At 72.3% G+C, this 19,254-nt stretch carries 18 protein-coding genes; 8 read left to right on the forward strand and 10 right to left on the reverse strand.

Going from position 1 to position 19,254, the window contains the following annotated elements; translation table 11 throughout:
• The first annotated feature begins 11 nt into the window (after positions 1-11).
• From AB0J33_RS04690 to AB0J33_RS04705, 4 genes are all read left to right on the forward strand, one after another.
• Positions 12-644: an MBL fold metallo-hydrolase gene (locus tag AB0J33_RS04690; protein ID WP_363609804.1), complete on the forward strand. Its 633-nt coding sequence runs from the start codon at positions 12-14 to the stop codon at positions 642-644.
• Positions 645-648: 4 nt separating this feature from the next.
• Positions 649-1,644 carry a hypothetical protein gene (locus AB0J33_RS04695; RefSeq protein ID WP_363609806.1) on the forward strand — a complete coding sequence of 332 codons (996 nt, stop codon included), beginning with the start codon at positions 649-651 and terminating at the stop codon, positions 1,642-1,644.
• A 104-nt stretch (positions 1,645-1,748) separates the two neighbouring features.
• Positions 1,749-2,483, forward strand: coding sequence for a hypothetical protein (locus AB0J33_RS04700; RefSeq protein WP_363609808.1), 735 nt, complete (start codon positions 1,749-1,751; stop codon positions 2,481-2,483).
• A gap of 85 nt (positions 2,484-2,568) precedes the next feature.
• Entirely contained in the window at positions 2,569-3,528 is a 960-nt protein-coding gene (locus AB0J33_RS04705; RefSeq protein ID WP_363609810.1) for a GNAT family N-acetyltransferase, read from the forward strand.
• 75 nt (positions 3,529-3,603) lie between these two features.
• On the opposite strand, the gene AB0J33_RS04710 is transcribed toward AB0J33_RS04705, so the two are convergent.
• Positions 3,604-4,059 carry a gamma-glutamylcyclotransferase gene (locus tag AB0J33_RS04710; protein ID WP_112588201.1) on the reverse strand — a complete coding sequence of 152 codons (456 nt, stop codon included), beginning with the start codon at positions 4,057-4,059 and terminating at the stop codon, positions 3,604-3,606.
• Between the two features lie 106 nt (positions 4,060-4,165).
• On the opposite strand from AB0J33_RS04710, the gene AB0J33_RS04715 reads away from it, so the two are divergent.
• Complete coding sequence (locus AB0J33_RS04715; RefSeq protein ID WP_363609812.1) at positions 4,166-5,569, forward strand: NAD(P)H-quinone dehydrogenase; 1,404 nt, start codon at positions 4,166-4,168, stop codon at positions 5,567-5,569.
• A gap of 42 nt (positions 5,570-5,611) precedes the next feature.
• On the opposite strand, the gene AB0J33_RS04720 is transcribed toward AB0J33_RS04715, so the two are convergent.
• The gene (locus AB0J33_RS04720) at positions 5,612-6,253 is read right to left on the reverse strand and encodes a DUF998 domain-containing protein (RefSeq protein WP_363609814.1); all 642 of its coding nucleotides are present in this window, start codon (positions 6,251-6,253) and stop codon (positions 5,612-5,614) included.
• Between the two features lie 96 nt (positions 6,254-6,349).
• A complete protein-coding gene (locus tag AB0J33_RS04725; RefSeq protein WP_363609816.1) occupies positions 6,350-6,970 on the reverse strand; it encodes a DedA family protein in 621 nt (206 codons plus the stop codon).
• Positions 6,971-7,484: 514 nt separating this feature from the next.
• Between AB0J33_RS04725 and thrS the strand changes: the two genes are divergently transcribed.
• Positions 7,485-8,702: a threonine--tRNA ligase gene (thrS, locus tag AB0J33_RS04730; protein WP_363609818.1), complete on the forward strand. Its 1,218-nt coding sequence runs from the start codon at positions 7,485-7,487 to the stop codon at positions 8,700-8,702.
• A 33-nt stretch (positions 8,703-8,735) separates the two neighbouring features.
• Here thrS and AB0J33_RS04735 read toward each other — a convergent pair whose 3' ends face one another.
• The 4 genes from AB0J33_RS04735 to AB0J33_RS04750 are packed head-to-tail and all read right to left on the reverse strand — an operon-like array spanning position 8,736 to position 13,477.
• On the reverse strand, positions 8,736-10,799 hold the full coding sequence (locus AB0J33_RS04735) for an ABC transporter ATP-binding protein (protein ID WP_363609820.1): 2,064 nt from the start codon (positions 10,797-10,799) through the stop codon (positions 8,736-8,738).
• Positions 10,796-12,529: an ABC transporter ATP-binding protein gene (locus AB0J33_RS04740; RefSeq protein ID WP_363609822.1), complete on the reverse strand. Its 1,734-nt coding sequence runs from the start codon at positions 12,527-12,529 to the stop codon at positions 10,796-10,798. Before AB0J33_RS04740 ends, AB0J33_RS04735 begins: the two co-directional genes overlap by 4 nt.
• Entirely contained in the window at positions 12,523-13,005 is a 483-nt protein-coding gene (locus tag AB0J33_RS04745; RefSeq protein ID WP_363609824.1) for a MarR family transcriptional regulator, read from the reverse strand. Before AB0J33_RS04745 ends, AB0J33_RS04740 begins: the two co-directional genes overlap by 7 nt.
• Positions 13,006-13,030: 25 nt before the next feature.
• On the reverse strand, positions 13,031-13,477 hold the full coding sequence (locus AB0J33_RS04750) for a DoxX family membrane protein (protein ID WP_363609826.1): 447 nt from the start codon (positions 13,475-13,477) through the stop codon (positions 13,031-13,033).
• Positions 13,478-13,559: 82 nt separating this feature from the next.
• Between AB0J33_RS04750 and AB0J33_RS04755 the strand changes: the two genes are divergently transcribed.
• Positions 13,560-14,120, forward strand: coding sequence for a TetR/AcrR family transcriptional regulator (locus AB0J33_RS04755; protein WP_363609828.1), 561 nt, complete (start codon positions 13,560-13,562; stop codon positions 14,118-14,120).
• A 119-nt stretch (positions 14,121-14,239) separates the two neighbouring features.
• Here the strand turns inward: AB0J33_RS04755 and AB0J33_RS04760 are convergent, their stop codons facing one another.
• Together AB0J33_RS04760 and AB0J33_RS04765 are read right to left on the reverse strand one after the other, a co-directional pair.
• Positions 14,240-15,679, reverse strand: coding sequence for a GuaB1 family IMP dehydrogenase-related protein (locus AB0J33_RS04760; RefSeq protein WP_363609830.1), 1,440 nt, complete (start codon positions 15,677-15,679; stop codon positions 14,240-14,242).
• 100 nt (positions 15,680-15,779) lie between these two features.
• A complete protein-coding gene (locus AB0J33_RS04765) occupies positions 15,780-16,376 on the reverse strand; it encodes a LysE/ArgO family amino acid transporter (RefSeq protein WP_363609832.1) in 597 nt (198 codons plus the stop codon).
• 69 nt (positions 16,377-16,445) lie between these two features.
• Here AB0J33_RS04765 and AB0J33_RS04770 point away from each other — a divergent pair, with 69 nt between their 5' ends.
• The gene (locus AB0J33_RS04770; RefSeq protein WP_363609834.1) at positions 16,446-17,339 is read left to right on the forward strand and encodes a LysR family transcriptional regulator ArgP; all 894 of its coding nucleotides are present in this window, start codon (positions 16,446-16,448) and stop codon (positions 17,337-17,339) included.
• A gap of 56 nt (positions 17,340-17,395) precedes the next feature.
• Here AB0J33_RS04770 and AB0J33_RS04775 read toward each other — a convergent pair whose 3' ends face one another.
• Positions 17,396-19,147, reverse strand: coding sequence for a biotin carboxylase N-terminal domain-containing protein (locus tag AB0J33_RS04775; RefSeq protein WP_363609836.1), 1,752 nt, complete (start codon positions 19,145-19,147; stop codon positions 17,396-17,398).
• Between the last annotated feature and the right edge of the window lie 107 nt (positions 19,148-19,254).

The following is a 19,254-nucleotide window of genomic DNA, read 5'->3' on the forward strand; positions in this document are numbered from 1 at the left end:
GAGGAGTCACGATGCGGCTCACCAAGTACGCCCACTCCTGCCTCCGGGTGGAACACGACGGGGGAGTGCTCGTCATCGACCCCGGGATGTTCAGTGACCCCGCGACGGCACTGGACGGCGCGGACGCGGTGCTGATCACCCACGAACACCCCGACCACCTGGACCTCGCGGCGGTACGCCTCCAGCTCGACCGACGGCCGTTCCCGATCCACGGACCCGCCTCGCTCGCCGGGGCTCTGGGCGACGCGGCCGAGGTGTTGAACCCGGTCAGCGTCGGTCAGTCGTTCACCGCCGCCGGGGTCGCCGTTCGCGCGTACGGGGGACGGCACGCCGTGATCCACCCGGACATCCCGGTGGTCGACAACCTCGGTTACCTGATCAACGACGTGGTCTACCACCCGGGCGACGCGCTGGTGGTGCCCGACGAGACACCCGTCGACACGCTCTTCGCGCCGATCCACGCCCCCTGGTCGAAGTTCTCCGAGGTGGTCGACTTCATCCGCGCGGTCGCACCCCGGCGCGCGTACGCCCTGCACGACGCGCTGCTCAACGACAACGGGCTGGGCGTGCTCGACCGGCAGTACGCCGCGCTGTCCGGCACCGAATACCAGCGACTGGAGCCCGGTAGCCGGGTGGACGTCTGACCCGATGCCCGGCCTCTCCGCGGAGCTGGTGCAGCAGCTCTACCGCACCCCACCGGACCGGTTCGTGGCCGCCCGGGACGCCGCCGTGGCCGAGGCCCGCCGCTCCGGCGACCCGACCACGGCTCGACAACTCGCCCGACTGCGTCGCCCGACGGTGGCCGCCTGGCTGGTCAACCTGCTCGCCATCCGCCGTCCGGAGCTGGTCGCCGACCTGGTGCAGCTCGCCGACGCCCTGCGAACGGCCCAGCGGGAGCTACGCGGGCCCCGACTGCGGGAGCTGTCCGCGCAGCGCCGCGCGGTGGTCGGCGCGCTGGTCGCCGAGGCCCGCAAGCTCGCCGCGGCCGAGCCGGACGCGCCACCGGCGAGCCGGCTGCCCCTGGCCGAGGTGGAGGCGACCCTGAACGCGGCGTTCTCCGACGTCGAGGTCGCCGAGCAGGTGCGCGCGGGTCGCCTGCTGCGGGCGGCCAGCTACGCCGGTTTCGGCGAGGTGCCCCGGCCCCAACTGCGGCTGGTCACCGGCGACGAGGGCGAGGAGGACGAGGAGCGCGAGGAGGAGCGCCCGCCCCGCCGACCCGGCGCCCAGCGGGGGCGTCCCGAACCGGCGCCCCGCACCGACCGAGCGGCCGAACGCGCCGAGCAGGCCGAGCGCGCCGCGCAGCGGGCGGCCCGAGCCGAGCGGGCCCGGCAGCGTCGCGCCCTGGACCGGGAACTGGCCAAGGCACGGGCCGACCAGGAACGCGCCGAGGCCGAGTTGACCGAGGCGACCGGGCACGAGCGCGACGGCGCCGCCGTACTCGATGGCCTGGAGGCCGAGCTGGCCGAGCTGGAGCGGCGGCGCGCGGTGGCCGAGCAGGATCTCAGCCGGGCCAAACTCGCCCGACGGGCCGCCGAGCGGGCGGTCACCGTGGCGCGGCGGCGAGCGGGTGAGGTCGAGGCGGCGGTCGAGGCACTGGCGGCCGAAGAGGGGGATGCGGACGCGGGCGGTGGCGCGGCAGACTGACCATCGATGGACGACGACGAGTGTGCGGGCCGTCCACGGCGAGTGGCCCCGGGTCGGGGCGTGGTCGTGGTCGACGGGTCGGGTTGCCCGCCGAGGGCATCGCGGTGACTCCGGAGCAGGTCGCGGCCGCCAGCAAGCCGGTCGTTCTCGACCTGGGTGACGCGTTCAGCCGGGACCCGACGACGTTGCGCCGGGCCCGACTGCTCGGCATCTCCGGCTGGGCCTTCTACATCAGTGGCCGGGCCGGGGCTCTCGGCGAGGTGCGGGCCGAGACAGCCGCCGCGGCCCTCGGATTCATCGCCCCGGACGCGGTCGCCGACGGTTGGGACGCCGCGGCCCGGGTCGTCCCGCCGTTCGAGGTGGCCGCCGCGAGCCTCGCCGAGTGCTGCCGATGGGGTGTGCAGCAGCTCGGCCCCCTGCCCGGCACCGAACGCCTGTCGGCGCTCGTCGAGCGGGCCGTGGTGGCGGCGGAGGCCAGCGGGATGCCGCTCTTCGCCGCCTGGCGGGCGATGCCGCTTCCGGATCTGTCTCCCGGTGCCCGCAGCGCCGCCGGGCTGCGGCTGCTGCGGGAACACTTCACCGGCGCCTACCTGCTGGCGGTACGCGCCGCCGGGATGAGTCCGCTGGAAGCCGTGCTGGCCGGGCCGGAGGGCGAGGCTGGGGCGGTGGCCTGCGGCTGGCCGCCTCCGTACCCGCCGATCGGGCCGCTGGTGCGCCGCCGGCTCTGGGCGGAGGCGGTGACCAACCGGCTGGCCGCGCCGGCGTTCACGGCCCTCGGCCCCGCCGACGGCGCCGAGTTGGTGGAGTTGCTGCACCGCACCCGGGTCGAACTCGGCTGAGCCTCCCGGCGGCCAGAAAGCTGAGCCTCCCGGCCGCCAGAAAATGGGCGGCGCCCGAGGAGATCGGCTGCCAGGATCTCCTGCCGTGACCCTTCCCGCTGGTTGGACGACGCGCCGGCCCACCCTCGACGACGTGGCGGCGATCCTCGCGGTGGTGCACGCCGCCGACACCTTCGCCATCGGCCATCCCGACTTCGACGCCGAGGACGTCGTGGCGTCGCTGACCGGACCCCACTTCGATCCGGCCCGGGACTCCTGGCTGGCCATCGACCCGGAGGACGCCGTGGTCGGCTGGGCGACAGTGGACAACCCGACCGGGGTGGGCCGGGAGTTCGTGGAGGTCTACGTCGATCCGGTACGGGCCGCCGGCGTCCGCGCGCCGTTGCTGGTCCGCCAACTGGACCGGGTCGCCGAACGCGCTGCCGAGCGGGGGCTGCCGTCGCTCACCGCCCGCTGCGCGGTCTTCGCCCCGGAACGGGACTGGGAACGTGCCCTGCGCGGGCTCGGGTTCACCCTCGTCAAGCGGTACGTCCGGATGAGCCGACCGCTGGACGACCTGCCCGACGAGCCGGCCGACCCGCCGGCCGTGACGGTGCGACCGGTCCGCCCGGACGACGAGACCGACCTGGTGGAGTTCCACCGGATCTACCAGGCCGCCTTCGGTGACACCCCGGATCACGAGCCACTGTCGTACGAGCGGTGGCGGGCCCGGATCGGCGACCTGACCGCCTGGGACGAGTGGTTCGTCGCCGAGCTGGACGGGGTGCCGGTCGGCGCGTTGCAGTCCTCGGACCAGGCGCTCGACCAGAATTCCGGCTGGGTGAAGAGTCTGTCGGTGCTGTCCGCGTACCGTCGCCGGGGCGTGGGTGCGGCGCTGCTGCGGCGCGCCTTCGCCCGCTACGCCGAGAAGGGGCGGCGGGCGGCCGGCCTGGGTGTCGACCTCACCAATCCGACCGCCCCGCTGTCGCTCTACCGCTCGGTTGGCCTGCGGGAAACCCATTGGACCGACATGTACGAACTTCCCGTACCGGCGGTCGGTGTGTGATTGGCGACCCCGGTCGGGCCCGACCGGCGATCCGATCGACGGCGGTAGCAGACTGGACGCGTGCGATACGCGCTGCTACGCCGACGCGGTGCCGGTGGGGCGGGCCCGAAGCTCGGTGACGTAGTCGTCCGGGGCGCCCGCCTTCTCGGCGGCGTTCGCGATCTCCGACAGATACCACGACGTCGGCAGACCACCCTCGTACCCGTTGAAGACGTAGATCCACGCGGTCACGTCGCCGTCGAGGGTGGAGACCCGCACGTGCAGCTTGCGGTACGTGCCGGCGGTCACGCCCTCGATCTCGTCGAGTTGGCCCGCGTCGTACGGGTGGATGTCGTAGAGCGCCACGAAGACCCGGTCACCGGGAGACTCGACCAGGGTGCTCACCGCGCCCTCCCAGCCGATCACGTCGGCGCCGGCGAAGGTCAGCCGCCAGCCCTCCAGCCAGCCGGTGCCCACCATCGGCGAATGCGGACAGTAGGCCCGCATCCGGGCGGGATCGAGATTTGAGCCGTAGGCGGCGTGATGACGCACGGCGATGACGATAGCCCGGCCGACGGGTGGGGGAGAATACGACAGTGCGTGTCGAATGCGCTCGGGAGAAGAAAGTCACTGTGACCATGGACGAAGGGCGAACGCTGTGAGCCGGATCGTGATCATCGGCGGGGGGCCGGCCGGGTACGAGGCGGCACTGGTCGCCGCCCAGCTGGACGCCGATGTCACCGTGGTGGAGGCCGACGGTGCGGGCGGCGCGTGCGTGCTCTCCGACTGCGTACCGTCGAAGACCTTCATCGCCAGCTCCGGGGTGGTCACCGGCTACCGCGACACCGAGGAGTTCGGGGTGCACTCGGACGGCCTGGAGGCGGTCACCGTCGACGCGCGGGCGGTGCACGAGCGGGTCAAGCGGCTCGCCCTGGCGCAGTCCGCCGACATCCACGCGAAACTGCTGAAGGCGGGGGTCACCTTCGTGGCCGGCACCGCCCGGCTCGGCGAGGACTCCCTCGGGCACACCCACCGGGTCGTCGTCAGCCCCGCCGACGGGGGCGAGGAATACTCGATCGACGCGTCCACCGTGCTGGTGGCGACCGGCTCGACCCCCCGCCAGCTGCCCACCGCCGTACCGGACGGTGAGCGCATCCTGACCTGGCGACAGGTGTACGACCTGCCGGAGCTGCCCGAGCACCTGATCGTGGTCGGCTCCGGCGTGACCGGCGCGGAGTTCGCCAGCGCGTACCTGGCGATGGGGGTGCAGGTGACCCTGGTCTCCAGCCGGGACCGGGTGATGCCCCACGAGGACGCCGACGCCGCCTCCGCCATCGAGCGGGTGTTCCGTAACCGGGGCATGGAGATCCTCAACAACTCCCGGGCCGACGCGGTCCGGCGTACCGACGACGGCGTCGAGGTGGAGCTCTCCGACGGCCGTAAGGTGACCGGTTCGCACGCGCTGATCACCGTCGGTTCGATCCCGAACACGGCCAACCTGGGTCTGACCGAGTACGGGGTGGAGCTGGGTCGGGGCGGCTACGTGACCGTCGACCGGGCGTCGCGGACCAACGTGCCCGGCATCTACGCCGCCGGCGACTGCACCGGGGTGCTGCTGCTGGCCAGCGTCGCCGCCATGCAGGGCCGGATCGCCATGTGGCACGCGCTCGGCGAGGCGGTCCGGCCGTTGCGGCTGCGTACCGTCGCGGCGAACGTCTTCACCGACCCGGAGCTGGCCACCGTGGGTGTCTCCCAGGACGAGGTGGACGCGGGCAAGGTGCCGGCCCGGCAGGTGATGCTGCCGCTGTCCGGCAACGCCCGGGCCAAGATGGACGACCTCTCCGACGGTTTCGTGAAGCTGTTCTGCCGGCCCGCCAGCGGTCAGGTGATCGGCGGTGTGGTGGTCGCTCCGAAGGCCAGCGAGCTGATCCTGCCCATCACCATGGCGGTGGAGAACAACCTCACCGTCAACGAGCTGGCCCAGACCATCACCATCTACCCGAGCCTGTCCGGCTCGATCACCGAGGCCGCCCGCCAGCTCATGCTGCACGAGTTGGAGTAACGCCCGCCCCTTGTCGTCGATCATGGAGTTGTGGTGGGCGGTTCACGCCGCGACGCCGCTTCGGTGAGGCACCACGACTCCATGATCGACCACGGCGCGGGCCTGGGTCAGCGCGACGATTGCCAGCACCGCCACCTCGACGAGGATGAGCAGCCGTTCGGCCAGGCCGATCAGCAGACGGTCACCGGGGTAGGCGGACCAGACCATCGCCGCCGCCAGGGTCAGGCTCAACAGGACCAGGATGCGTAGCGTCCGGGCGGCCGGCGCCAGATCGCGCCGACGGGCGAGCAGCCAACCGGCCGCCGGCAGTGCCAGGAACGCGGCCACCGACGCGTACCGGTGCACGTAGGCCGCCGTGGTCATGGCCGTGCCCGGATCGTTCGTCGGCACCACCGCGGCCAGCAGCAGGCCACCCGCCCACGCGCCGAGCAGCAGCTCGGCCGCACGGCCGGACGGTGCTGGTGCGCTGCGACGCAGCCCGTACAGCAGCGCCACGGTGGCGAGCGCGAGCACCACCATCGCGACGTCGATGACGCCGCCCCGGTCGGAGACCGCGAAGTCGCTGATGGTCAGCGCCCACGGGTTGAGGTCGTCGTTGACTTCCAGGTGACCGATCACGGTGAGCAGCGCCGCCAGGGCGATTCCGCCCAGGGCCAGCAGGCCGGTACTCCGGGTTTCAGGCATGCCTCAGCCTGTCGCCGCGGACACCCCAGCCGAATCCGGGACGGCCACCGAAATCGCCCCCCGGGACCACCCCTAGAGGCCTTCAGTGGTGCGCGGTCAGTCGATGGGGACGTCGACTGCGGCGGCGGCGCGGGCGTGGCGGGCGCTGACCAGGGTCATGGCCCAGCCGGCCGCGGCGAAGCCGGCCGCCGCGGCGGTGGCGATGATGGCCAGCCGCCAGGCCGACTCGGTCAGCGCGGTGCCGCCCAGGTGCCCGACCAGCGCGCCGTAGGTCGCCCAACCCAGCGCGGCGACGGCCTCGTAGAGCACGAACAGGCGGTACGGGTAGCGGCTACGGCCGGCCGAGAAGCAGGCAGCCATCCGGCCGCCGGGCACGAACCGGCAGAGCAGGATGACCAGCGGCCCGGGTTGTCGCAGCCCCTGGGTGACCCGGCTGGCCACCCGGCGGGCGCGGCTCAGCTCGGCGTGCCGTGGTTGCCGCCGGTCCGGCGCGCTCCGCCCCAACAGGTAGCAGGCCAGGTCGCCGGCGAACACACCGAGCGTGCCGACGGCGATGGTGACCGGCAGGCTTAGCCCGCCGTAGACGGTGAGCGCCCCACTGGTGATCATGACGATCTGGGTGGGGATCACCGGGACGAAGGCGTCCGCGATCAGCAGGGCGAGCAGCACCAGGTACGCCCACGTCGGCGACGCGACGTCAGTCAGAAGTTCGGGCACGCCTGCCACCTCGCCGGATGCGGCCGATTGGGTGTCTTGAGCCTGACGTCGTGTCCGGCGTCACCGTGGACGGCCCCGGCCCGTGGTGATCGTCGACACGGCCGGGCCACCCAGCTACAACGAGGCCGATCGCTGTCGGGTGACGGGTTTCGTGGCTGTCCCGCCCGTTCCGGGCGGGCGGCGGATCGGCGTTCGTCGGCGTACCGTTGGCGGCGCGGCCATGCCCGTCGGGTCCCCCGTTCCTGACGATTCGGCCGCCAGGGCCGCCGGCGGGTCCCGCGCCGGCGGCCCACCCCTCTCCCGCCGCCGCAAATCCGGGTGCGTCCCCGACTGCCGGGCGGGTACGGTCGCGGTATGCGCAGTGCGGTAGTGGTGACCACGACGCCGGGTGTCCCCGGCGCGCCGCTCTGACGTAACCACCGTCGACCAGGCCCCGGGGCGATCCGCCCCCGAGGGCCGCGCGGCGTTCGGTGTCCAGGTCGCCTCCGGGTCGTACCCGATCCAGGAGCCCGACATGATCGACCACCGTAGGCTCGGCCGCGAGCTGGACCTGTTCGTCTCCGATCCGCTGGCCGGTGCCGGCCTGCCGATCTGGCTGCCGGCCGGCGCCGCCGCCCGGCACGCCGTCGAGGAGTACGTCCGGGAGTTGGAGCGTCGCTCCGGCCACCAGCACGTGTACTCGCCGCCGCTGGGCAAGCGTGAACTCTTCGAACTCTCCGGCCATCTCGGCTACTTCGCCGACGACATGTTCCCGCCGATGCGGCTGAGCGCCGACGACGAGTTCGTGCTCCGGCCGGCGCTCTGCCCGCACCACGCGTTGGTCTTCCGGGCGCGGGGGCGTTCCTACCGGGAGCTGCCGTTGCGGATCGCGGAGCTGGGCGGGATGTACCGCTCGGAGCGTTCCGGCGTGCTCGGCGGGCTGTCCCGGGTACGCGCCATCTCGCTCAACGACGCGCACACCTTCTGCGCCCCCGACCAGGTTGGCGCGGAGGTCGTCGAGATCCTCGGGCTGATCCGTGCCGCGCACGCCGCGCTCGGCGTCCGGCCGGCCGGGTTCCGGCTGTCGCTGCGCGGCCCGGGTGGGAAATACGTCGGCGACGACGCGCAGTGGGCCCACGCCGAGGAGTTGCTGCGCGAGGCGCTGGCCGGGGTGGAGTACGTCGAGGCGCCGGGGGAGGCCGCCTTCTACGGCCCGAAGATCGACATCCAGATCGTCGACGCCGCCGGTCGGGAGTCGACCATCTCCACCATCCAACTGGACTTCGACAAGCCCGAACGGTTCGACCTGTCGTACACCGACTCGGACGGGAGCCGCCGTCGGCCGGTCATGGTGCACCGCAGCCTGGTCGGCAGCATGGAGCGGCTGTTCGCGTACCTCATCGAGGTGCACGAGGGCGCGTTCCCGGCCTGGTACGCGCCGGTCCAGTTGGTGCTGCTGCCGGTCGACGACGGCCAGGTCGACGCTGCGGTCGAGCTGGCCCGGCGCGCTGTCGACGCCGGCCTGCGGGTCGAGGTCGACGTGGCCGGCTCGTTGGGCGCCCGGGTCCGGGACGCGGCGCGCCGCCGCGTCCCGTACCTCGGGGTGTTGGGTGCCCGGGAGGTGGCCGACGGGCATCTCGCGCTGCGCCTGCGCGGCGGCCACGCCCTGGGCCCGATGCCCGCCGACGCCGCGCTCGCCCTGATCGGTGGGCAGGTCGCCGCCCGCGCGGCCGACCTGCTGCCGCCGGCCTGACCCGCCCACCGATCGGAGGATGCGACGCATGCGCTAGACCGTCGCGGGTTGAGCGGCCGGTTCCTCGTCCACCACCGCGCCGGTGAACTGTGAGCGGTAGAGCCGGTGGTAGGCGCCCTGGGCGGCGAGCAACTGCTCGTGGGTGCCCTGCTCGACGATCCGGCCGTTCTCCATCATCAGGATCAGGTCGGCGTCGCGGATGGTGGAGAGCCGGTGTGCGATGACGAAGCTGGTCCGGTCCGAGCGCAGCGCCGCCATCGCCCGTTGCAGCAGCACCTCGGTGCGGGTGTCCACGGAGCTGGTGGCCTCGTCGAGGATCAGCAGCGACGGCTCGGCGAGGAACGCCCGAGCGATGGTGATGAGCTGTTTCTCGCCGGCGCTGACGTTGCTGCCCTCCTCGTCGATGACCGTGTCGTAGCCGTCGGGCAGGCTGCGCACGAACCGGTCGACGAAGGTGGCCCGGGCCGCGGCGAGGATCTCCTCCTCGGTCGCGTCCGGCCGCCCGTAGGCGATGTTGTCCCGGATGGTGCCACCGAACAGCCAGGTGTCCTGGAGCACCATGCCGATCCGGCCGCGCAGGTCGTCGCGGCGCATCGTGGTGATGTCCACCCCGTCGAGGGTGATCCGGCCGGCGTCCAGCTCGTAGAACCGCATGACCAGGTTGACCAGTGTGGTCTTGCCGGCGCCGGTCGGGCCGACGATGGCCACCGTGTGCCCCGGCTCGGCGACCAGCGACAGGTCGTCGATCAGTGGCTTGTCCGGCTCGTAGCGGAACGAGACGTGCTCGAACTCGACCCGTCCGTGCGGGTCGGCCACGCGGGCCGGCTCGACCGGGTCGGGGGTCTGCTCGTCGGCGTCGAGCACCGCGAAGACCCGCTCGGCCGACGCCACCCCGGACTGGAGCAGGTTGGCCATCGAGGCGAGTTGGGTGAGCGGCTGGGTGAACTGGCGGGAGTACTGGATGAACGCCTGCACGTCGCCGAGGCTCATCGTGCCCGAGGCGACCCGCAACCCGCCGACCACGGCGATCGCCACGTAGCTCAGGTTTCCGATGAACATCATCGACGGCATGATGATCCCGGAGATGAACTGCGCCCCGAAGCTGGCACGGAACAGCTCCTCGTTCTTCGCGTGGAACGCGGCCTCCACCTCACGCTGCCGGCCGAAGACCTTCACCAGCTCATGACCGGTGTACGCCTCCTCGATCTGGCCGTTCAGCTGCCCGGTGTGCGTCCACTGGGCGATGAACTGCTTCTGTGAGCGCTTGGCGATGCGCTGGGTGACCAGCACCGACAGCGGCACCGCGACCAGGGCCACCAGGGCCAGCACCGGCGAGATCCAGAACATCACGGCCAGCACGCCGACGACGGTCAGCAGCGACGTGAGCAGCTGGCTGAGGGTCTGCTGGAGGCTGGTGGAGATGTTGTCGATGTCGTTGGTGACCCGGCTGAGCAGCTCACCGCGCGGCTGCCGGTCGAAGTAGGGCAGCGGCAGCCGGTTGAGCTTCTCCTCCACCTCGGCGCGCAGCCGCAGCACGGTGCGCTGGACCACGCCGTTGAGCAGCCAGCCCTGCCACCAGGACAGGAGGCTCGCCGCCAGGTAGAGCCCGAGCGCCAGCAGCAGCACCCGACTCAGGGCGCTGAAGTCGATGCCCACACCGGGCACCACGTCCATCCGGGCCAGCATGTCGGCGAAGCTGTCGTTGCCGCTGGCTCGGGCCGCCGCGACGGCCTGCTCGGCGGTGGTGCCGGCGGGCAGTTGCCGACCGATCACCCCGCTGAAGATCAGGTCGGTGGCGTGGCCGAGGATCTTCGGCCCGGCCACGCTGAAGCCGACGCTCACCACCGCGAGGGTGATGATCGCGGCCAGGTGCATCCGGTGTGAGCGCAGTCGGCCGAGCAGCCGGCGGGCCGAGGGCCCGAAGTTCATCGACTTCTCGGCGGGCATCCCGGCGCTCATCCACCCCGGGCCGCCACCCGGGCGCCCCGGCGGCAGCCGCTTCGGCGTCCCCGCGTCGCCGCCGGGTTGCTGCGGGGTGCCGCCGGCCGGCTTCTGACTGGGTACGGCCGCGGCGCGCGGCTCGTCCTGCTCGCTCATGCCGCCACCTCCGCCGTCTGCTGCGAGGCCACGATCTCGGCGTACGTCGGGCAGGTGTCCAACAACTCCGCGTGTCGTCCCACTCCGACGACCCCTCCATTTTCCAGAACGATGATCTGGTCGGCGTCGATGATCGTGGAGACCCGTTGGGCCACGATCACCACCGCGGACTGCGCGGTGACCGGCCGCAGCGCCGCTCTCAGTCGCGCGTCGGTGCCCAGGTCGAGGGCGGAGAACGAGTCGTCGAAGAGGTAGATCTCCGGCTGCCGGACCAGGGCCCGGGCGATGGCCAGGCGCTGCCGCTGCCCACCGGAGACGGTGGTGCCGCCCTGCGCGATCGGCGCGTCCAGCCCACCGGGCATCTGGGCCACGAAGTCACGGGCCTGGGCGATCTCCAGCGCCGTCCACAGCTCCTCGTCGGTGGCGTCCGGGTTGCCGTAGCGCAGGTTGCTGGCGACCGTCCCGGTGAACAGGTACGGCCGCTGCGGCACCAGGCCGATGCGCCGCCACAGCTCGTCCGGTGCCAACTCCCGCACGTCCACCCCGTCGACCAGCACCGCGCCTGCGGTGACGTCGACCAGGCGCGGGATCAGCGAGAGCAGGGTCGTCTTGCCGGCGCCGGTGCTGCCGATGATCGCCGTGGTGGTACCCGGGGTGGCCCGGAAGGAGATGTCCCGCAGCACCGGCTCCACCGCTCCCGGGTACTGGAAGCGCACGCCGCGCAGCTCCAGCTCCGCTCGGGTGGGCAGCTCGGTGACCGGCGCGCTGGCCGGGACCACCGAGGAGTCGGTGTCCAGCACCTCGACGATCCGCTCGGCGCAGACAGCGGCCCGCGGCACCATCATCAGCATGAAGGTGGCCATCATGACCGCCATCAGGATCTGCATCAGGTACTGCAGGAACGCGGTGAGCGCGCCGACCTGGATCGCGCCGGCGTCCACCCGCTGCGCGCCGAACCAGAGCACCGCCACGCTGGAGACGTTCAGCACCAGCATGACCACCGGGAAGATCAACGCCAGCAACCGTCCGGTACGCAGCGCGGTGGCGGTCAGGTCGGCGTTGGCGACGCCGAACCGGTCCGTCTCGTACGGCTCGCGGACGAACGCGCGGACCACCCGGATGCCGGTGATCTGCTCACGCAGCACCCGGTTGACCGTGTCGATGCGGGTCTGCATCAGCCGGAAGCCCGGCACCATCCGCCGGATGATCGCGCCGAGCGCGATGGCCAGTACGGGAACGCTGACCAGCATCAGCCAGGAGAGCCCGATGTCCTCGCGCAGCGCCATGAACACGCCGCCGACGCTCATGATCGGTGCGGCGACCAGCATCGTGCAGCTCATCAGCACGAGCATCTGCACCTGTTGCACGTCGTTGGTGTTACGGGTGATCAGCGACGGCGCCCCGAACCGGGCCACCTCGCGGGCCGAGAAGCGGTTGACGTGCCCGAACAGCTCGGCGCGTACGTCGCGGCCGAAGCCCATCGCGACCCGGGCGCCCAGATAGACGGCGGCGATCGAACAGACGATCTGGATCAGGCTGACCAGCAGCATCCAGCCACCGGTGCGCACGATGTAGTCGGTGTCGCCCCGGGCCACGCCCTGGTCGATGATGTCCGCGTTGAGGCTGGGCAGGTAGAGCGAGGCCATGGTGCCCACGAACTGGAGCAGCACCACCGCCAGCAACGGTCTCTGATAGGTGCGCAGTTGGCCGCGCAGGAGTCGGATCAGCACGCCGGGTCCTTCGTTTCGGTAGGGCGTCCGGTCATCCGCGGGTCGTCGCCGCTGCCGATGACTTCGAGCAGGAACTCCCGGATCACCTGGGCCTTCGCCGGGTCGGCGTCGACCGAGGTGAGGGGCCGTCCGGAATGCATGAGCGCGCCGAGCGCGGCCACCCGCTCCCGCCCGGCGGGGGTGATGGCGAGTCGGATGCTGCGCCGGTCGCTGTCGTCGCGCTGCCGCTCGACCAGGCCATCGCGTTCGAGCGTGTCGACGATGCCGGTAAGCGTCGCCGGGCGGACGAACCCCTTCTCGGCGACCGCCCGGTGCGGCAGCTCGCCGTGTCGGGCGAGCGTCATCAGGGTGATCATGCCGGCCTGGGTGAGGCCGTGCTCCTCGGCGAGGTAACGGTTCCACCGTTGCCCGACCAGGTGCCCGGCCACCACCAGCAGCCGTCCGAGCGGCACGTCCTGGAGGGTCACGAGTTCCACGACAAGTAGATTAGCCCCCTGATAGTCAGGCACCAAACGAAATTGCCGTGGCGGCGGCCACGAACACGATCTGTAGGGCGGTGCGCTGGCCGAGCGGGGTGACCGGCCGGCCGGCGAGGGTCAGCCCCCGGCGGGCGGCGGAGACGTTCGCCGGGAACATCGCCAGCATGAGTAGGCCGAGCCCGGCCGCCGCGACCCGCGCGGTCGCCGGCACCAGCAGGCCGATCGCGCCGATCAGCTCCAGCGCGCCGGTGACGGTGACCAGCAGACCCGGCCGGGGCGGTCGGGGCGGGACCATCGCGATCAGGTCGGCGCGGCGCTGGCCGACGAAGTGCGCGACGGAGGTCAGCGTGAACATCACGGCCAACCCGACGCGCAGCGCGGGAATCCAGCCGTCCAGTGCCCAGACGCCGGCCAGTCCGGTGAGTCGAGCCAGCGCGGTGCCGACGATCAGGGCGATCAGGGGTGCCATCGGATCCTCCTCTGTCGAACTTGTCGATGACAAGATTGCGCGTCAAGGTGGCATCTTGTCAATGGCAAGATACGATTCGAGGATGACCGACACGCGCGCCTACCACCACGGCGACCTGCGCCGCGCCCTGCTCGCCGCGGCACTGGAGGCGATCGAGGAGGTCGGGCCCGCCGCGCTGAGCCTGCGTGACCTGGCCCGTCGGGCCGGTGTCTCGCATGCCGCGCCCGCCCACCACTTCGGCGACAAGGCGGGCCTGCTCACCGCGCTCGCCGCCCAGGGCTTCGACCTGCTGGCCCAGACGTTGACCGAGGCGGATGACGATCTGTTGGAGGCCGGCGTTGCCTACGTCGACTTCGCCGTCACGCGCCGCGCGTACTTCGACGTGATGTTCCGGCCGGAGCTGTACCGGGCCGACGACGCCGAGCTGGTCGCCGCCCGGGAACGCGCCGGTGCCGCGCTCCGCTCCGGGGTGGCGGCGCTACCCGCCGGCGGCGTGCCCGTCGACACCGGCCGGGACGCGCTCGCGGCCTGGTCGATCGCCCACGGCTTCGCCACTCTCTGGCTGGCCGGCGCGCTGCCCGACCGAGTGGGCGATGACCCCCGGGAGGCGGCCCGCGCAGTCCTGAGCCGCCTAACCGCCTAACCGCCTAACCCCCGCCCCGCCCCCGGCCACCCCGCCCCCGGTTGATCATGAAGTTATGGCCACGGCACGCCGAGGCGGGAGACGATAACTTCATGATCGACGAGGGGTGGGGGGTGGGGTTACCAGCTGGTGGGGAGGGGCATTCCCTCGGTGTAGCCGGCGGCGCTCTGCACGCCGACGATCGCCCGCTCGTGGAACTGCGTCAGGTCCCGTGCGCCGGCATAGGTGAAGGCGCTGCGTACCCCCGCAATGATCTCGTCGATCAGGTCCTCGACGCCGGGTCGGTTCGGGTCCAGGTGCATCCGGGCCGAGGAGATGCCCTCCTCGAACACCGCCTTGCGGGCCCGGTCGTACGGGCTGTCGTCGGCGGTTCGGGCGCTGACCGCCCGAGCCGAGGCCATCCCGAAGCTCTCCTTGTACCGCCGGCCGTCCGCGTCGGTGTACAGGTCACCCGGCGACTCGTAGGTGCCGGCGAACCAGGAGCCGATCATCACGTTCGACGCGCCGGCGGCGAGCGCGAGTGCCACGTCCCGGGGGTGCCGCACCCCGCCGTCGGCCCACACGTGCCGGCCCAGCTGACGGGCGGCGGTCGCGCAGTCGAGGACGGCGGAGAACTGCGGCCGACCCACCCCGGTCATCATCCGGGTGGTGCACATCGCGCCGGGGCCGACGCCGACCTTGATGATGTCCGCCCCCGCCTCCACCAGGTCGCGTACGCCCTCGGCGGTCACCACGTTGCCGGCCGCCACCGGTACCCCCGGGTCCAGCTTGCGGACCGCCTGGAGTGCGGAGATCATCCGCGCCTGGTGGCCGTGCGCGGTGTCCACGACCAGCGTGTCCACCCCCGCCTCCAGCAGCGCCTCGGCCTTACCGGTCACGTCGCCGTTGATCCCGACGGCCGCCGCGATCCGCAACCGGCCCCGGTCGTCCACGGCCGGCGTGTAGAGGGTGGCCCGCAACGCGCCCTGCCGGGTCAGCACCCCGACCAGCCGACCGTCGGCGTCCACCACCGGCGCGAGCCGGCGACGACCCGCGGAGAGCAGATCGAAACCGGTACGCGGATCCGCGTCCGCCGGAACGGTGTGCAGCTCGGTGGACATCACGTGCCGCAGTTGGGCGAAGCGGTCCACGCCCGTGGTGTCCGCCTCGGTGACCACACCCATCGGCCGGCCGGCGTCGTCGACCACGATCACCGCACCGTGCGAGCGCTTGGGCAGCAGGTGGATGGCGTCGCCCACGGTCTCGGTCGGGCCCAACGTGATCGGCGTGTCGTAGACCAGGTGCCGCTGCTTGACCCAGGCGACGACGTTCGCCACCACCTCGATCGGGATGTCCTGCGGGATCACCGCGATGGCGCCCCGGCGGGCGACCGTCTCCGCCATCCGCCGTCCGGCGACCGCGGTCATGTTCGACACCACCAGCGGGATGGTGGTGCCGGTGCCGTCGCCGGTGGACAGGTCGACGTCGAGCCGGGAACCCAGGTCGGATCGGCCCGGCGCCATGAAGACGTCGGTATAGGTCAGGTCGTGCGCGGGGACCGCGCCGTGAAGGAACCGCACCCGGCAATCATTCCCGCTCGCGGTCGGTTCCGCCGCCGGTGGTCGCGGAAAACACTCGCACCGCCCCGGCCGCGCTCGGAGTGTGGGCATCACCGAGGCGTCAGCCCAGCAACAGCGCCACGGCGAGCCCGGCCATCACCACGGCGATGATCGCGTCCAGCACCCGCCAGGCGCCGGCACGGGCGAGCAGCGGTGCGAGGCGTTGCGCGCCCACGCCGAGCGCGGTGAACCAGACCACGCTGGCCAGGACTGCGCCGGCGCCGAACACCCACCGGTGTGGGTGCTGTTGGGCCACGCCGCCGAGGAGCAGCACGGTGTCCAGGTAGACGTGGGGATTCAGGTAGGTGAAGGCGGCGCAGGCGAGCAGGGTCGCCCCCAACGTGGCCGGCGGCCGCTCGGTGGGCAGCAGGGCGCCGGGGCGCACGGCACGGCGGGCGGCGAGCGCCGCGTAACAGAGCAGGAACGCCGCACCGCCCCAGCGGATCGCGGTGAGGAGACCCGGTCGGCCCGTCACCAGCGTGCCGACCCCGGCCACCCCCGCCGTGATCAGCAGAGCATCCGACGCGGCGCAGGTCAGCACCACGGGTACGACGTGCTCCCGGCGCAGGCCCTGGCGCAGGACGAAGGCGTTCTGGGCGCCGATGGCGACGATGAGCGCGATGGAGATCGAAAAGCCGGCGACGGCGGAGGTGAGCACGGGTCGACGCTAGGGTCGCCGGCCACCACCAGTCCAACTAAAGATTCTGACGCAACTTAAGCTGAGCTGATGAACGGTCTCGACTCGGCGCAGCTGCGGACACTTGCGGCGGTGGTGGCGGAGGGCAGCTTCGACGCGGCGGCCCGACTCCTGCACGTCACGCCGTCGGCGGTGAGTCAACGGATCAAGGCGCTTGAGGAGACCGTCGGTCAGGTGCTGGTCCGCCGCGCCCGACCGTGCGTGGCAACCGACGCCGGCCGCCCGCTGCTGCGCCTGGCCGGCCAGCTCACGCTGCTGGAACGGGAGGCCCTGGCCGACGCCCGCGGCCCGCTGGCCGGCGGCGGGCGGGTCCGGGTCGCCGTGGTGGTCAACGCGGACTCACTGGCCACCTGGTTCCCCGCCGCGCTGGCCCGGTTGCCGCAGCGGGCCGGGCTCTCGTTCGACCTGCGACAGGACGATCAGGACCACACCGCCGAGCTGCTCCGCGACGGTTCGGTGACGGCGGCGGTCACCGCCCAGCGGGAGGCCGTGCAGGGCTGCCGGGTGCTGCGACTCGGGGCGGTGCGCTACCGCGCGCTGGCCGCGCCGGAATTCGCGGCGTCCCACTTCGCCCAAGGACTCACCGCCACCGCGCTGGCGAACGCGCCGCTCATGGTCTTCGACCGGAAGGACCGGGTGCAGCACCGCTTCATCCGGGCGGTGGCCGGCCGGCCGCTCGACCCGCCGGTGCACTACGTGCCGTCGGTGCCGGCGTTCAGCACGGCGATCCGGCTCGGGTTGGGCTGGGGCCTGGTGCCGGAACAGATCGCCCAGGCCGACCTGGCCTCCGGTCACTGTGTCGACCTCGCGCCGGGCCGACACCTGGACGTCCCGCTGTACTGGCAGCACTGGCGGCTGGAGTCGGACGTGCTGAACGCCCTGACCGCCGCCGTCCGTGAGGTGGCCGCGGAGCACCTGCGCTGACCGCTGACCGGACACGATGGCCCGCCCGCACGGCGGGGCGGGCCCTCCGGAACCGGTCAGGCGATGGTGCAGATGGGAGCGCCAGCGGTGATCACGGCACCGACCTCGGCGCTGAGACCGTTGACCGTGCCTGCCTTGTGGGCGTGCAGCGGCTGCTCCATCTTCATCGCCTCCAGCACCACGACCAGGTCGCCCTCCGCCACGGTGTCGCCGTCCGCCACCGCGATCTTGACGATGGTGCCCTGCATCGGCGAGGTGAGCGCGTCGCCGCCGACCGGAGCGCCGGCCTTGGCCCCGCCGCCGCGCCGGGTCGGCTTGCGGGAGGCGGGAGCCACTGTGGTCGTACTCCCGCCGAAGCCGGCGGGAAGGCTGACCTCGAGGCGCTTGCCGCCCACCTCGACCACGACGGTGTCGCGTTCCGCCGGTGCGCCGGCGGCGCCGGCGGCGGCGGTGAACGGCGGCACGGTGTTGTGGAACTCGGTCTCGATCCACCGGGTGTGCACGGTGAACGGCTCGGCGGTGAACGCCTCGTCCCGCACGACCAGTCGGTGGAACGGCAGCGCGGTGGCCATCCCGTCGAGGACCATCTCGTCCAGGGCGCGCCGGGCGCGTTCCAGCGCCTCGGTCCGCGTCTCACCGACGATGATGACCTTGGCGAGCAGCGAGTCGAAGTTGCCGCCGATCACGTCGCCGGCCGAGACGCCGGTGTCGACCCGCACACCCGGGCCGGTGGGCAGACGCAGAGCGGTGACGGTGCCCGGGGCGGGCAGGAAGTTGCGGCCCGGGTCCTCGCCATTGATCCGGAACTCGATCGCGTGCCCGCGCGGCGTCGGGTCCTCGGTGATCCGCAGCTTCTCCCCGTCGGCGATCCGGAACTGCTCGCGGACCAGGTCGATGCCGGCGGTCTCCTCGGTGACCGGGTGCTCGACCTGAAGTCGGGTGTTGACCTCCAGGAAGGAGATCGTGCCGTCCGCGCCGACCAGGTATTCCACCGTGCCGGCGCCGTGGTAGCCGGCTTCCCGGCAGATCGCCTTGGCGCTCTCGTGGATCTGCGCCCGCTGCGCGTCGGTGAGGAACGGCGCGGGCGCCTCCTCGACGAGCTTCTGGTGGCGGCGCTGCAACGAGCAGTCCCGGGTGCCCACCACGATCACGTTGCCGTGCTGGTCGGCGAGGACCTGAGCCTCGACGTGCCGAGGCTGGTCCAGGTACCGCTCGACGAAGCACTCGCCCCGACCGAACGCCGCGACCGCCTCGCGGGTCGCCGACTCGAACAGCTGGGGGATCTCCTCCATGGTCCGGGCGACCTTGAGGCCACGCCCGCCACCACCGAACGCGGCCTTGATGGCGACCGGCAGGCCGTGGTCGACGGCGAACGCCATCACCTCGTCCGGATTGGCCACCGGGTCCGGGGTGCCGGGGACCAGCGGCGCGCCGGCGCGCTGGGCGATGTGCCGGGCGGTGACCTTGTCGCCCAGGTCGCGGATCGCCTGCGGGGTGGGACCGATCCAGGTCAGCCCGGCGTCGATGACGGCCTGGGCGAAGTCGGCGTTCTCACTGAGGAAGCCATAACCCGGGTGTACGGCGTCGGCGCCGGCCCGGGTGGCGACGTCGAGCAGCTTGTCGATGCGCAGGTAGGTCTCGGTGGCGGTGTCCCCGCCGAGCGCGTACGCCTCGTCCGCGAGGGTGACGTGCAGGGCGTCGCGGTCGGAGTCCGCGTACACGGCGACGCTGCCGAGGCCGGCGTCGCGGCACGCGCGGATCACCCGAACGGCGATCTCGCCGCGGTTGGCGATGAGTACCTTGCGCACCTTCGTGGCTCCTCCCGGGCAGGTTACTGACGGGGAGTGTATCGGCCGTCCGCAGGCGACCCTAACGATCGCTCAGTGTGGGATGCCGCACTGAGCCCACCACGGTT

It is taken from the genome of Micromonospora sp. NPDC049645 (assembly GCF_040675155.1).
In the GTDB taxonomy this organism is placed as follows: Bacteria; Actinomycetota; Actinomycetes; order Mycobacteriales; family Micromonosporaceae; genus Micromonospora.

What these genes read in the sequence shown, in the direction of transcription:
- AB0J33_RS04690 (WP_363609804.1), top strand. Translation starts at nt 12, where the DNA reads ATGCGGCTCACCAAGTACGCCCACTCCTGCCTCCGGGTGGAACACGAC.
- AB0J33_RS04695 (WP_363609806.1), top strand. Translation starts at nt 649, where the DNA reads ATGCCCGGCCTCTCCGCGGAGCTGGTGCAGCAGCTCTACCGCACCCCA.
- AB0J33_RS04720 (WP_363609814.1), bottom strand. Translation starts at nt 6,253, where the DNA reads ATGCCTGAAACCCGGAGTACCGGCCTGCTGGCCCTGGGCGGAATCGCC.
- thrS (WP_363609818.1), top strand. Translation starts at nt 7,485, where the DNA reads ATGATCGACCACCGTAGGCTCGGCCGCGAGCTGGACCTGTTCGTCTCC.
- AB0J33_RS04735 (WP_363609820.1), bottom strand. Translation starts at nt 10,799, where the DNA reads ATGAGCGAGCAGGACGAGCCGCGCGCCGCGGCCGTACCCAGTCAGAAG.
- AB0J33_RS04750 (WP_363609826.1), bottom strand. Translation starts at nt 13,477, where the DNA reads ATGGCACCCCTGATCGCCCTGATCGTCGGCACCGCGCTGGCTCGACTC.
- AB0J33_RS04755 (WP_363609828.1), top strand. Translation starts at nt 13,560, where the DNA reads ATGACCGACACGCGCGCCTACCACCACGGCGACCTGCGCCGCGCCCTG.
- AB0J33_RS04770 (WP_363609834.1), top strand. Translation starts at nt 16,446, where the DNA reads ATGAACGGTCTCGACTCGGCGCAGCTGCGGACACTTGCGGCGGTGGTG.